The sequence below is a fragment of the Mesorhizobium sp. M7A.F.Ca.AU.002.02.1.1 genome (genome assembly GCF_003998535.1).
Taxonomy (GTDB): domain Bacteria; phylum Pseudomonadota; class Alphaproteobacteria; order Rhizobiales; family Rhizobiaceae; genus Mesorhizobium; species Mesorhizobium ciceri.
Genome location: NZ_RZPB01000127.1, coordinates 1 through 11,372, shown reverse-complemented (window position 1 = coordinate 11,372; position 11,372 = coordinate 1). Strand labels below are relative to the sequence as shown.

Annotated in this window: 9 protein-coding genes and 1 pseudogene; 4 read left to right on the top strand and 6 right to left on the bottom strand. The window is 62.5% G+C overall.

Annotated elements, in window-relative coordinates; genetic code table 11:
• The first annotated feature begins 152 nt into the window (after positions 1-152).
• Positions 153-1,145, top strand: coding sequence for a glutathione S-transferase family protein (locus EN879_RS10830; protein ID WP_063168870.1), 993 nt, complete (start codon positions 153-155; stop codon positions 1,143-1,145).
• Between the two features lies 1 nt (position 1,146).
• On the opposite strand, the gene EN879_RS10825 is transcribed toward EN879_RS10830, so the two are convergent.
• Positions 1,147-1,641, bottom strand: coding sequence for an NUDIX domain-containing protein (locus tag EN879_RS10825; RefSeq protein ID WP_063168869.1), 495 nt, complete (start codon positions 1,639-1,641; stop codon positions 1,147-1,149).
• 53 nt (positions 1,642-1,694) lie between these two features.
• On the opposite strand from EN879_RS10825, the gene EN879_RS10820 reads away from it, so the two are divergent.
• Positions 1,695-2,618 (top strand): metallophosphoesterase, encoded by a 924-nt coding sequence (locus tag EN879_RS10820; RefSeq protein WP_013529920.1) that lies wholly within the window; start codon positions 1,695-1,697, stop codon positions 2,616-2,618.
• On the opposite strand, the gene EN879_RS10815 is transcribed toward EN879_RS10820, so the two are convergent.
• The 4 genes from EN879_RS10815 to leuA all read right to left on the bottom strand — a co-directional run bounded on the left by EN879_RS10815 (position 2,602) and on the right by leuA (position 8,032).
• Positions 2,602-3,219: a hypothetical protein gene (locus tag EN879_RS10815; RefSeq protein ID WP_063168868.1), complete on the bottom strand. Its 618-nt coding sequence runs from the start codon at positions 3,217-3,219 to the stop codon at positions 2,602-2,604. The genes EN879_RS10820 and EN879_RS10815 overlap by 17 nt on opposite strands.
• A 113-nt stretch (positions 3,220-3,332) precedes the next feature.
• Complete coding sequence (locus EN879_RS10810) at positions 3,333-4,136, bottom strand: alpha/beta fold hydrolase (protein ID WP_024504511.1); 804 nt, start codon at positions 4,134-4,136, stop codon at positions 3,333-3,335.
• Between the two features lie 197 nt (positions 4,137-4,333).
• Positions 4,334-6,109 (bottom strand): hypothetical protein, encoded by a 1,776-nt coding sequence (locus EN879_RS10805; RefSeq protein ID WP_063168867.1) that lies wholly within the window; start codon positions 6,107-6,109, stop codon positions 4,334-4,336.
• Positions 6,110-6,292: 183 nt separating this feature from the next.
• The gene (gene leuA, locus EN879_RS10800; protein WP_127274048.1) at positions 6,293-8,032 is read right to left on the bottom strand and encodes a 2-isopropylmalate synthase; all 1,740 of its coding nucleotides are present in this window, start codon (positions 8,030-8,032) and stop codon (positions 6,293-6,295) included.
• Positions 8,033-8,855: 823 nt separating this feature from the next.
• Between leuA and EN879_RS10790 the strand changes: the two genes are divergently transcribed.
• Both EN879_RS10790 and EN879_RS10785 read left to right on the top strand, forming a co-directional pair.
• A complete protein-coding gene (locus EN879_RS10790; protein ID WP_063168866.1) occupies positions 8,856-10,022 on the top strand; it encodes an ATP-grasp domain-containing protein in 1,167 nt (388 codons plus the stop codon).
• Between the two features lie 4 nt (positions 10,023-10,026).
• Complete coding sequence (locus tag EN879_RS10785) at positions 10,027-10,803, top strand: esterase family protein (RefSeq protein ID WP_063168865.1); 777 nt, start codon at positions 10,027-10,029, stop codon at positions 10,801-10,803.
• A 23-nt stretch (positions 10,804-10,826) separates the two neighbouring features.
• On the opposite strand, the pseudogene EN879_RS10780 reads toward EN879_RS10785, so the two are convergent.
• Positions 10,827-11,372 (bottom strand): annotated as a pseudogene (locus tag EN879_RS10780) (MFS transporter); the annotation flags it as partial.

Below are 11,372 nucleotides of genomic sequence, written 5' to 3'. Positions count from 1 at the left end.
CATGCGGATTGTCCGCTAGCATCAATTTCCCGCCGCTGCAATCGGCCGTTTCTGTCCGTCATTTCGGCCAAGTGACGGTCTGTTCAGCACCTGACGTCTTCGACAGGGCAGCCTTGCGCCTACATCAACCAACAGGACGCAAGGAGATTCGCATGGGATTGCTGGTCGAAGGAAGATGGCAGGACCGCTGGTACGATACGGCGGACAATGGTGGCAGGTTCGTGCGGGCGCAGTCGCAATGGCGCGACTGGATCACCGTTGGCGGGGCGCCTGCCGAAGGCCGGACGCGCGGTTTCAAGGCCGAGCCCGGCCGCTATCACCTCTATGTCTCGCTTGCCTGTCCGTGGGCCCACCGGACGTTGATCTTTCGTGCGCTGAAGAAGCTGGAGGGCATCATATCGGTGTCCGTGGTGCATCATTTCATGGGCGCCAACGGCTGGACGTTCGTAGCTGAGGACGGCGCCACGGGCGACACGCTCTACGGCCTCGACTTCCTGCACCAGATCTATGCCAAGGCCGATCCCGCCTATTCGGGCAGGGTGACTGTGCCGGTGCTGTGGGACAAAAAGGAGCAGACCATCGTCTCCAACGAGTCTTCCGAAATCATCCGCATGCTGAATTCAGCCTTCGATGATTGGGGCGACGCCAGCTTCGATTTCTATCCGAAGGCGTTGCGCGGCGAGATCGACCGCATCAATGCGCTGGTCTATCCCGCCATCAACAACGGCGTCTATCGCGCCGGCTTCGCCACCACGCAACGCGCCTATGAAGAGGCTTTCGGCGAGCTGTTTTCGGCGCTGGATACGTTGGAGGAGCGACTGGCAAAACAGCGCTATCTCGTCGGTGGTCGTATCACCGAGGCCGACTGGCGGCTGTTCACCACGCTGGTGCGCTTCGATCCGGTTTATGTCGGCCATTTCAAATGCAATCTGCGCCGCATCGCCGACTACCCGAACCTGTCCAACTATCTGCGCGATCTCTATCAGGTCCCTGGCGTGGCCGGGACGGTGAACATGCATCACATCAAGGCTCATTATTACGGCAGCCACCAGACGATCAATCCGACGCGGATCGTGCCTGTCGGACCGGATCTCGATTATGCCGCACGGCATGACCGGGCCCGCTTCGAGAAAGCGGCGGCCTGACCTACCAGTAGGGCGAGGGCTGCTCGCCGTCAAAAACCTCGGCGATCCGGCGCAGCGTCGCCGGCGTCGTGCCCCGCGGCAAGCGGTCGAGCGGGAAGAAGCCGGCTTCGGCGATCTCGTGGTCCGGCAGCTTCGGCGCCGTCTGGCTGAAATGCTCGAGCAGATAAAGGCCGACATGATCGCGGCGGCTGGAGCGGCGGTTGAAATGCATCGATTTGAGCACCGGCGGGGCGGTCAGTGCGATGTTGCCTTCCTCGGCCAGTTCACGGGCCAGCGCCTCGTTCATCGTCTCGCCGACTTCGACGCCGCCGCCGGGAAGCTGCCAGCCCGGTACATAGGTATGGCGAATAAGGAAGACGGATCTGGACGCTGTGTCGTGGATCAGGCCGCGCACGCCAAGCGTCATCGGCCTCCGCAGCACGAAATAGAGATGGAACAGCCTGGCCCTCAACCCTGGCCAGCCGGTCTGGCGGAAGGCATCTTCAGGGCTCGTCATTGATAGCGAAACCGTGGGTGGAAAGCCGCGCGCGGGTCGCCTATGAAGGTTGTATGTTCAGGCTCGCGCATATTTCCGATGTCCATCTGGGGCCGCTCCCCGATGTATCCTATCGCGATCTCGCCTCCAAGCGCGTGCTCGGCTATGTCAACTGGCAGCGCAACCGCCGCCGCCATATGCATGATGCGGTCATTGACACGATCGTCGCCGACATCAAGGCGAACACGCCTGATCACCTCGCCGTCACCGGCGACCTGGTCAATCTGGCGCTCGACGGCGAGATCGAGATGGCCAGGCACTGGCTGGAGACGCTGGGGCCGCCGCATGATGTTTCGGTCGTTCCGGGCAATCACGACGCCTATGTGCCAGGCGCCTTCGACAAGGTCTGCCGGTCCTGGGCGGCGTGGATGAGCGGCGACGGCGTCAACACGCCGGTCGACCGCAACGCCTTCCCCTATCTGCGTGTACGCGGCAATGTCGCGCTGATCGGCGTCTCGACGGCGCGCGCCACGGCACCCTTCATGGCCAATGGGTTTTTCATGGAAGGCCAGGGGGATAGGCTCGGCAAAATCCTCCAGGACACTGCCGGACAGGGGCTGTTCCGCGTCATCATGATCCATCATCCGCCGGTGCGCGGCGCGGTCCCGCAGCACAAGCGGCTGTTCGGCATCGCCCGCTTCAACAAGATCATTCGCCGCCATGGCGCCGACCTTGTGCTGCACGGCCATTCGCATCTGCCGTCGCTGTTCTTCATCGGCGGTCGAGGCGTCAGGATCCCGGCGGTCGGTGTCGCTGCCGCCGGCCAGGCGCCGGGTGGCAAGCACCCGGCGGCGCAGTATAATCTGTTCGACATCGACGGTGAAAAGGGAAACTGGCGGATCCGGCTGACACGGCGCGGCCTGACCGGGCCGTCCATACCGCCATCCGATCTGCAGACGGTGGAGCTTGGCGCCGAGGCCGCTATGGCCGCAAATTGACAACCATGGCCATGATGCGGTCCCAGAACAGGACGACCGACACCACAAGGCCGACCAATGCGCCGGCAGCGACCAGGCCAAGCCCGGACAGAAGGGCCGACCAGCGTTTGCCGCGCTCCGTCGCGCGCAGCGGCGGTTCGGCTTCTGGCACATACGCACGTTTCAGGCCGGCGACGGCGGGTTCGACGCCGCCTTCCAGCATCCTCTGACGCTCGACGATGCGCTCGGCGACATAGCGCGTCACGGAATCGGCAACCGATTTCATCTCAGTGGATTCGGCAAGCACCACCCGGCCGATGCGGGTGTCCTTGAGGAAGCGATAGGTGCGGCGGTCGCGCCCCATGGCGACATGGCTGATGGCGTCGATCCACAGGCGCGGCTGCAAGCCGGACGAGACGACAAAGTCGAAATTGTCCATGTCGGCCGGAACATCGGCAAAAACCGGCGCCAGCTCGGCGGCAAGCAGATCGAGGCGCATGCGATGCGCCTCGCGCATGTCGACGACGACATCGTCGCGGTCGGCGAAGGCATTTTTGACATCACGGATGGCATCGGACAGTTTCTTCGACTGGTCGATGGTCTTCTCGCCTGCTTCCTTCATCGGCGTCTGCCTCGTGGGTTTGGTTAACACTGGGTTAACACAGCCGCCGGCAAAATGCACTGGCGAGATCGACGGCGTCGGGGTGCTCAGGAGGGTCGTCGTGCGCGAAAAGGTCAGCTGGCTGCGGCGGCGAATTTCTGGCGGTGCGGCCTGGCGCGGCGGCTGGTGTTGCGGCGAATGATCTCGGCAACGAGGTCGGGTGCTTCCTCGGCCAGCATATGGCCCGCCTCCAGCACGTGGTGCACGTGAAAATGCGCCGGCAGGTCATCCGCCTGGGTAAAGGGCAGCACCGCATCGCTGGTTCCCCATGCCACCATTACCGGCATGTTCAGCCGATCGAGGCGATCGTGCGGGATGACGCCTTGCCGATCGTCCACGGTCATGGCGGCCGCGATCCCGACCAGCTTTTCGAGTTGGCCGGGTCGCCTGCGCATTTCCCAAAGGATGTCCACCGTATGTTCGAGCGGCAGGGCAGAAGGTCCCGACATCTGGGAGAGGCAGGAGCGGATCTCGGACCGATCCGCGGCTTCGGCATAGCGGCGCAACAGCGGCCCGTTGATTTCGGGGCCAAGGCCGCCCGGCGCCAGAAGCGTCAGCGAGGCTATCTTTTCGGGCTCGGCCAGCGCCATCAGCGCCGCCACGGCACCACCCATCGAGTGGCCCACGAGATGAACGCGCTTCAGCCGACGCTCCGAGAGGTCGGTCAGCACGGCCTTGGCCGCCACCCTGGCCGGACCGGCGGCGGGAAAGTCGAGCGACATCCCATGCCCAGGCAGATCATAGGCCAGCGTATGCGTGGAAGGCGTCAGGGCGGAAATCACCTCGCGCCATACATCGTGGCAGCCGCCGAAACCGTGCAGCAGGACGATGGCCTTCGAGCCAACACCCTCTTCGGCGGCAAAAAGTGATGCGGTCATGAAAGCTGATTTTTTGTTATTGCAGAATGCGCGACACCAATCGTGGCTGAATTGCTCCTAGTCCGACATGATGACCAGTAAAATTTTCGCGATTTGTACGGTTGTGTACAGAACTTGGGGATCAACCGGCATTCGGCGATCGGAGCGCAGTAAATCCATCGGGACACGGCGCAGCCAGTGCGCGGACGTCGATGATGTCAGCTCGGGCTGCCGAGCCCGGCAGCGCGCAGCGCCTGAACCAGCCGGTCGGTCAGGTCGGCCGGATATTTCCGCTCGACGAAAGTCGCCCGCGGATCGGCGGCAAATTTGGGGAACTCGGTGGTCAACTGTTTCAGCAGCGTGCTCACCAGATGGTCCTGTCCGGCAGCCTTGGCGCCGATCAGCCGTGCCGCCAGATAGTGTGATTTCGTTGCGGTCGTTCTCAGTGCCATGCTGGCCGCGACTGCCTTGTTCGTGTCGCCGAGCATGAGCTCACCGACGAACAGCCCATAGTCCCACCATGTCGGGTGTCCGCTGAAGGTCTCCGCCGCATGATCGAGGATCGGCGTTCCCTCGGCGTAGCGTCCGGCGAAGATCAGCCCGTAACCGTAAGCGGCGGCCATGCCGAGATCGTAGGGGTTGAGTTCATAGGCCTTGCGCATCCAGCGGATTGATTCGTCCGTATTGCCGAGGTGCGAACTGACATAGCCGTAGGCGCGATGCGCATAAGGGCTGGTCGGACCCATCTGCACGCCGCGATGGGCAAACTCGACGGCTGTTTCAATCGTCGCGTTGGGCGGATAGGCGTAATGATCGGACACCGCCTCGAGATGCAGGGAAGCAAGTTCCGAATAGACGAGCGAGGACTTGGTTCCACCATTGGCCAGCTTCTCGAGGCAACGATAGGCCGCCTCATGGGTCCTGGCGTTCTGGTCGAGGTAATATTTGCCGTTGAGCAGCAGGCACTGCGTCAGACCGTTTGGCGTGCCGGTCTGCTCGATATAGTTGTAGATGGTGCCGGAGGCGGGGAGTGCCGAGCTCAGCATGTCGGCAATACGGTCTTCGACCGCCGCAGGTGCGCTGTCGGCAGGGGTGAGATTGCGCGATAGAAGCACCCGTCCGGACGCCATGCTTTGCAGTTCTATCGTGATATCGCCCGCGTCCGGTCCGGGCAGGATGTCGAATATGAAGCTCGCAGCGTCGTCGGCTGGATCGTTGACGGTGTCGCGGCCGATGAAGTCGATCGTATCGAAGCCACTCAGGCCGGCGCGCAGCGATGCGGCGACACGGCTGGCGTCGGAGCCGTCAGCCTTGAGTCCGATATAGACTTGCGGCAGGGCGTCAGCCCTTGCCGACGATGTGATGCTTGCGGTTGCGCCAGCGGTCTCCGGCGTTGCCGAGATGTCGCCGCCTGCCAGCAAGGCAGTGCTGCCCTGGCGAAGGATCAGTACGCCCAGCATGGCGATGACCAGGGCGATCGCCATCCAGAAAAAGCGGAGATGGCGCGCCACCGAGGGGGCAGGCGAAGTCGGTACGGAAGTCAGAGACATCGCCTCCGGCGTGCCCGTGCCGGCTTCGTTTGACCGATCGGCGGATGCGGCGCCGTCCAGCCTGAGTTCGGGAACAGCCTCGGCAATATCCGGCAGGCGGATCGCATTCGATTCATAGGCAGGAACATAGCCGCCGCGCGGAATGGCGATGCGGACCGGTTCGGCAATTCCCTCATTGGCGAAATAGTGCTGCAGAAGCTCGCGCAGCCTGCCTGCCTGCACCCGCACCACGGCATCGGTGGACGGGTCGAAATCGCCGTCCTTGCCGAAAACATCCATGGCAATGGAAAAGCCCTTGAGCCTGTCGGCTTCGCCGGCCTGTTCACGTTCGACAAGATAGCGTAGCAGCTTGCGCGCGCGTTCGGATCGGCCGAACGTTTGGCTGGCAAGCAGTCGCTCCAGTGTCTCGCGCACTGCGGGGGCGGCAGGCGTGGCATGCTGCAAGTGTCGATCCTCTCGAAGTCGGCACAGGTTGAGGCGCGATCATATAGGTCCCGCACCACCACACAAGTATACACCCCATTATGCGATCACGTACCCACCGGATAATTCCGCGGTGGTTAACGGCCCGAAAGGTCGGAACCGATCACCAGATTGGACGGTTCCGATCTTTGTTCCCGTCGGGCGTCAGCCGGCTTTTTTGCCGACGATACGGTTGGCGGCGGACATCACTGCTTCCAGCGAGGCGGCGACGATGTTGGTGTTGATGCCTGCGCCGAACAGCTTGCCGCCGGGATATTCCATCTCGACATAGGAAATGGCCGACGCGTTCGAGCCGCGCTGCATCGAGTGCTCGGAATAGTCGAGCACCGACATCTCGACACCGAGATGACGTGACAGCGCATCGACGAAGCCGTCGATCGGGCCGGTGCCTGTGCCCGATATCGTCAGTTCCTTGCCGTTGTCGAGGATGACCGCCTCGACGACGCGCCGGCCCTTGATCTCGGTGCTGGGATAGGTGTGGTGATCGAGGAATTTCAGCCGCGCGCCGGGCTGGTCGACATAGGTCTCGAGAAAGCGCTCGTAGATGCGCCTGGCCGGCACTTCCTTGCCCTCGGCATCGGTGATCGCCTGGATTTCCTGGCTGAACTCGATCTGCAGGTTGCGCGGCAAATTGAGGCCGTAATCGGCCTGCAGCACATAGGCGATGCCGCCCTTGCCGGACTGCGAATTGATGCGGATGATGGCTTCGTAGCTGCGTCCGACATCGGCCGGGTCGATCGGCAGATAGGGCACTTCCCACAGACTCGTATTGGCCTTCTTCAGCGCCTTCATGCCCTTGTTGATGGCATCCTGGTGCGAACCGGAAAAGGCGGTGTAGACGAGTTCGCCGACATAGGGGTGGCGCTCGGGGATCTTCAACTGGTTCGAATATTCATAGACGTCCTTCATCCGGTTGATGTCCGAGCAGTCGATCAACGGATCGACACCTTGCGTGTACATGTTCAGCGCCAGCGTGACGATGTCGACATTGCCGGTGCGCTCGCCATTGCCGAACAGCGTGCCTTCGACACGGTCGGCGCCGGCCATCAGGCCGAGCTCGGTGGTGGCGATGCCGGTGCCGCGGTCATTGTGCGGATGCAGCGAGACCAGCAGGTTCTCCCGGTTGTCGAGGTTGCGGCACATCCACTCGATGCGATCGGCATAGATGTTGGGTGTCGACATCTCGACCGTCGAGGGCAGGTTGATGATCAGCTTGTTGTCAGCGGTCGGCCTGACGATCTCGGTGACGGCGTTGCAGATCTCCAGCGCAACTTCCAGCTCGGTGCCGGTAAAGCTTTCCGGCGAATACTCGAAACGAAAGCCTCCGCCGGCCTTGGCCGCCATGTCGGTGATCATCTTGGCGGCGTCGGTGGCGATCCGCTTGATGCCGCCGACGTCCTTCTCGAAGACGACGCGACGCTGCAATTCGCTGGTCGAATTGTAGAAATGGACGATCGGGTTGGTGGCGCCCTTCAGCGCCTCGAAGGTGCGGGTGATCAGCTCCGGCCGGCACTGCACCAGCACCTGCAGCGAGACATCGGCGGGTACGTTGCCTTCCTCGATGCACCAGCGGGCAAAGTCGAAATCGGTCTGCGATGCCGACGGGAAGCCGATCTCGATCTCCTTGAAGCCCATGTCGAGCAGCAGGCCGAACATGCGTGCCTTGCGCTCATGGCCCATAGGATCGATCAGCGCCTGGTTTCCGTCGCGCAGGTCGACCGAGCACCAGATCGGCGCCTTGTCGATAACCTTCGAGGGCCAGGTGCGATCGGTGAGACCGACGGTCGGATAGGGCTGATATTTGCGAGCCGCGTCGTGCATGCCTTTGGCCGAATCCGTGTCGGCTACCGCGGCATAGGAGCGGATCTCTTCTCGTGCGTTCATCGTCGTTTCTCCCGGCGGCTCATGGATCCACCTTCAGGTGGATTGATGGCGAGCGGCGCCTTTACCAGAATTTCGTTCGCTTGATGTGATTGCCAAGGAGCATGCGCTTGCGCGGCGGTTCGACCGCCGGGCGCTCCTTCAGCGAACCCGGCGATCGCCGATAAGGCCGAGAAGAAGCAGGGTCGAAGCCAGCGCGCGCACGGTCTCGCCGGAAAAACCGGTCGGACGGGAAGCGTTGCTGGCGCGCGTGTTCATGGCGGTTCTCTTACAGGAGCGGCTTGTGGGAGGCAAGTGGGCCGCGGGCCGTGTCGTAAGCACATGAGTTGTCCGGATTAGCACGTGAGTTGTCCGGTTTCATAGCCAGCGAATGGAGGCTGGGGATGAAGCGGGCCGCAGGCCGTGCAGGACAACGAATCCGGGTTAACGGGCTTCTTCGGAGCCTTTGCCGGCGCGTTGGCCGACGAAGCGTCAAACGAAAAACCCGCCTGTGCGGCGGGTCACTGGCGCAAATCAGCACCATGGATGAAAATGTACCTTAGCTGAGGGCAGGGAGTCAAGAAAAAATTCCTATCATTAAAAACTTTCGGCACAAAGGCTGCCAACACCGCCGAACTGACTGCCGCCGCCAGGCCTTTGTTCAGCTGAGTTCGGCAGGCCGTGTCGTAAGCAGTCGTCCGGATTAGGCAGCAGATGAGTTGTCCGATTTGTCTGTCGGCTGGTTGAGACGGGCGGCACCCCGACGCGCGTGCTCTTCCCCAGGCGCGGCAAATGCGCCAGACTTGGGCGACGGGTTGCGATGTCCAGTCGCCGGGAGGGGTCGTCCATGAATTTCGTGTTCTTCTCGCCGCATTTTCCCGCCAATGGCGCGGATTTCTGCGACCGTTTGAAGAAGGCCGGGGCCAGGCTGCTCGGTATCGGCGACGCGCCCTATGACGCGCTCGACGCCAAGCTGAAGGCGGCGCTCAGCGAGTACTACCGTGTCGCCGACATGGAGGACTATGATCCGGTGTTCCGGGCAATGGGGCATTTCATCCACAAGTGGGGCCGCATCGACCGCTTTGAATCGCTCAACGAACACTGGCTGGAGCTGGAAGCCAACATCCGCACCGATTTCAACATCTACGGCACCAAGCTCGATTTCGTGAAGAACCTGAAGCGCAAGAGCCGCATGCGTGCCTTCTTCCGCAAGAGCGGCGTCGACACCATCGCGCAGCGCAAATGTTCCGACCGCGCCGGGGCCATGACCTTCATCCGGCGCGTTGGCTATCCGGTGGTGGTCAAGCCCGACAGCGGTTCCGGCGCATCGAACACCTTCAAGATCTCCAACGCCAAGGAGCTCGACCAGTTCTTCCGGGACAAGCCCGAGGACGTGACCTTCGTCATGGAGCAGTTCATCGAGGGGCTGGTGGTGACCTATGACGGGCTGGTCAACCGCGACGGCGAGGTGGTGCTGGCGGCCAGCCACCGCTACGACCAGAGCGTCATGGAGGTGGTCAACAAGGACCGCCACATGAGCTATACCTGCTTTCCCAGAATCAACCCGGCGGTCGAGGAGGCCGGTCGAAAGATCCTGAAAGCATTCGACGTGCGTGAACGCTTCTTCCACATCGAGCTGTTCGAGACCAAGGACGACCGTGTCATCGCGCTGGAGGTCAACATGCGCCCGCCCGGCGCCTGGATGACCGATGCGATCAACTATACGTTCGACATCGATGTCTATGCGGCGTGGGCCGACATGGTGGTCAGGGATGCCGCCGGCGGCCCTTACGAGGGCAAATATTTCACCGCCTATGCCAGCCGCAAGCGACGCCTCCACTATTTGCACAGCCATGAGGACGTGCTAGCCGCGCACCGCGACAAGATCGTCCACCATCAGGCCATCGAAGAGGTTTTCAGCCGCGCCATGGGAAATTACGCCTACCAGATGCGCTCGAAAGACGAAGCAGCGCTGCGCGAAGCGGTCGCGTACATCCACGCGGAAAAGGCGTGAGGCGATGGACATTTCCTATCATAAGAATTTCTCGAGCCAACTCGGCCGCGACATGGAATACAAGCGCTACGGCCATGCCGGCCGGCCGGTGGTGGTGTTTCCGACCTCGCAGGGCCGGTTCTACCAGTTCGAGGATTCCGGCGGGGTGGGCGCACTGGCCGAATTCATCGACACCGGCCGCATCCAGCTGTTCACGGTCGACGGCGTCGATTCGGAATCCTTCTTCGACAAGCATGCCGACGCGGCCCATCGCATTGCCCGCCACGAGGCCTATTTCCGCTATGTGCGCGAGGAAGCGCTGCCGGACTTCCTGTCCACGGCCGAGCAGGCCAATGGCGGGCGCAAGCTGAAGCCGCTGTTCTCGGGCTGTTCGATGGGCGGCTATCACTCCTCGAACTTCGTCTTCCGCTTTCCCGAACTCGCCAGCGGCGTCATCGCGCTGTCGGGCGTCTATTCGGCGCGCGATTTTTTCGGCAGGGCGCTCGAGGGCGATATCTTCTACAACTCGCCGCTCGACTATCTGCCCGGCATCGTCGATCCCAAACTGCTGGCCCGGCTGAAGACGCTCAGGCTGATCTTCTGCTGCGGGCAGGGCGCCTGGGAAGAGCGGATGCTGGTCGAGACGCGCAGGTTGGAACAGATCCTGCGCGACAAATCCATTCCCGCCTGGGTCGATTACTGGGGCGGCGATGTCAGCCACGACTGGCCGTGGTGGCACAAGCAACTGGTCTATTTCTTCGGCCGTTGGCTGGATGACGACCTGATGCACAGGCTGGATTGATAGGGAGGCCCGTCCGCTGACGGCTACCCTTCCTGGCATGCCGGCAGGGCGGTTTCGCGCTCCGAAGCCGATACGCGACGCAGGCCAAGGAAGACGACAAGGGCGGTGACGACGGTGATCGCCGCCAACACGATCAGCAGCCTGTCGAACGCCGTCTCGTAGGCCTGGACCAGAACAATGGCTCCGGCTTGGGGCAAATGTTGTGCTGCTTCGCCGAGATTGCCGGTCACCAGCAACTGGGCTGCCGCCGCTGCGTCCGTCGAAGATGCCATTCCTTATGCGGCGAGCTGCGCGGCGGCAAAGCCGGAAAGCGTCGCCATGACGATCGCCAGCGCCACACCCTCGCAGGCGACGCGGGTGGTGTTGAAGATGCCGACCGCCATGCCGGCGCGCTCCCTTGGCACGACGCTGACCGCAAGCCCGTCCATCAATCCCCAGGGCAGAGCGATGCCGACGCCGATCAGCATCAGCGGCGCCATCAGCGCACTATCGACCGGTGGTGTCAGGCTCAGCCAGACAAGCCCGGCGGCAGCGACGAGCAGGCCGACACCGCAGATGGTGGCCGGTGC

Coding starts and splice junctions, on each gene's coding strand:
- EN879_RS10830 (WP_063168870.1), top strand. CDS start 153: ATGGGATTGCTGGTCGAAGGAAGATGGCAGGACCGCTGGTACGATACG.
- EN879_RS10825 (WP_063168869.1), bottom strand. CDS start 1,641: ATGACGAGCCCTGAAGATGCCTTCCGCCAGACCGGCTGGCCAGGGTTG.
- EN879_RS10820 (WP_013529920.1), top strand. CDS start 1,695: ATGTTCAGGCTCGCGCATATTTCCGATGTCCATCTGGGGCCGCTCCCC.
- EN879_RS10815 (WP_063168868.1), bottom strand. CDS start 3,219: ATGAAGGAAGCAGGCGAGAAGACCATCGACCAGTCGAAGAAACTGTCC.
- EN879_RS10810 (WP_024504511.1), bottom strand. CDS start 4,136: ATGACCGCATCACTTTTTGCCGCCGAAGAGGGTGTTGGCTCGAAGGCC.
- leuA (WP_127274048.1), bottom strand. CDS start 8,032: ATGAACGCACGAGAAGAGATCCGCTCCTATGCCGCGGTAGCCGACACG.
- EN879_RS10790 (WP_063168866.1), top strand. CDS start 8,856: ATGAATTTCGTGTTCTTCTCGCCGCATTTTCCCGCCAATGGCGCGGAT.
- EN879_RS10785 (WP_063168865.1), top strand. CDS start 10,027: ATGGACATTTCCTATCATAAGAATTTCTCGAGCCAACTCGGCCGCGAC.